Annotated in this window: 1 protein-coding gene; it reads left to right on the top strand. The window is 67.3% G+C overall.

Annotated elements, in window-relative coordinates:
• Positions 1 to 219: 219 nt before the first annotated feature.
• A partial coding sequence (locus FHT97_RS30615; RefSeq protein WP_183865220.1) for a type I secretion system permease/ATPase occupies positions 220 to 1,806 on the top strand: 1,587 nt, incomplete at its 3' end.

Genomic DNA, 1,806 nt, shown 5'->3' with positions numbered 1-1,806 from the left:
ATCCACGGCAATGTCGACAGCAACACCGATGCCGACTTCGTGCTGATGCTGAAGGGCAACTACAACCTGACGGCCAGCGACTTCAACGGCGTCTCCTGAGGGGACGAGCGCGCCTCCCCGACCGGGGCAATCCCGGTCGGGGACTTTCTGTTCAATGCGCCGGTCCGGGCGACGGGTTGATGCCCTGATGGTCCGCGGCGCTGATGTGGGGGGCATGCGATGACGAAGAAGAAGAGCGAGCCGCAATACAGGATCCCCGGATTGCGCGGCATCCTTGCCTATCTGTTCGGGCTGTCGGGGATCATCAACATCCTGGCGCTGACGGGCGCCTTCTACATGCTGCAGATCTACGACCGGGCGCTGACCAGCGGCTCGATCTCGACGCTGGTGGCGCTGTCGATCCTGGCGATCAGCCTCTATCTGTTCCAGGGGATGTTCGACATCATCCGCTCGCAGATCCTGATCAGGCTCGGCGCCCGGCTGGATGCCGAGCTTGCGCCGATCGCCCACAAGGTGGTGATCGAGATGCCGCGCTACGGCTATTCGACCTCGGAGGCGATGGAGCGCGGCCGCGACGTCGACACGCTGCGCGGCTTCCTGTCGAGCCAGGGCCCGGTGGCGCTGTTCGACCTGCCGTGGATGCCGGTCTATCTGGTGTTCGTCTGGCTGCTGCACCCGATGCTCGGGCTTTTGACGGTCGGCGGTGCCGTGGTGCTGACGGTGCTGACGGTTGTTGCCGAGGTGCTGACGCGGCGGCATTCGCAGTCGATGATCAAGGCCTCGGTGGCGCGCAACTCGGTGGCGGACTCCAATGCCCGCAACAGCGACATCATGCATGCGATGGGGATCACCGGGCGGGCCGTCGATCGCTTCGAGAAGGCCAACCGCCGCCACCTCGACTGTCAGACGAAGACGTCCGACGTCGGCGGCACGCTGTCGGGGCTGTCGAAGGTGCTGCGGATGATGCTGCAGTCGGCAATCCTCGGGCTTGGCGCCTATCTGACGATCCGCGGCGAGCTGTCGTCGGGCTCGATCATCGCCTCGTCGATCGTCACGGCGCGCGCGCTTGCCCCCGTTGATCTCGCGATCGGCCAGTGGAAGGGCGTGGTCGGGGCGCGCCGCAGCCACCAGCGGCTGAACGAGACGCTGGCGGTGCTGAACGACAAGAGCGGCTATGTCGAGCTGCCGGCGCCGCACGAGAGCCTGACGGTCGACAACATCACGACGGTGGCGCCGACCAGCGGCGCGGTGCTTTTGAGCGAAGTCAGCTTCACGCTGAAGGCCGGCCAGGCGCTCGGCCTGATCGGCCCGTCGGGGGGCGGCAAGACGACGCTGGCGCGCTCGATCCTCGGCATCTGGCCGGTGCTGCGCGGCTCGGTCCGGGTCGACGGCGCCGATCTCAGCCAGTGGAACGAGGCCTTCTTCGGCGAGCATGTCGGCTACCTGCCGCAGGACGTGGCGCTGATGGAGGGGACGATTGCCGAGAACATCTCGCGCTTTGCCGAGGTGCCGGATGCGCGCAAGATCATCCGGGCGGCAAAGGCGGCCGACATCCACGAGCTGGTCGTGCACCTGCGCGACGGCTACCAGACGGAGCTCGGTCCGCACGGCACGGCGCTGTCGGCCGGACAGCGCCAGCGCATCGGGCTGGCGCGGGCGCTTTACGGCGATCCCTTCCTGGTGGTGCTCGACGAGCCGAACTCCAACCTCGACGCCGAAGGCGAGGAGGCGCTGACCAGGGCGATCGCCAAGGTGCGCGAGCGCGGCGGCATCGTCGTCATCGTCGCCCATCGCCCGAGCGCGCTT

The organism is Rhizobium sp. BK399 (assembly GCF_014194695.1).
GTDB lineage: Bacteria > Pseudomonadota > Alphaproteobacteria > Rhizobiales > Rhizobiaceae > Rhizobium.
This window is presented reverse-complemented; position numbering and strand designations above follow the sequence as displayed.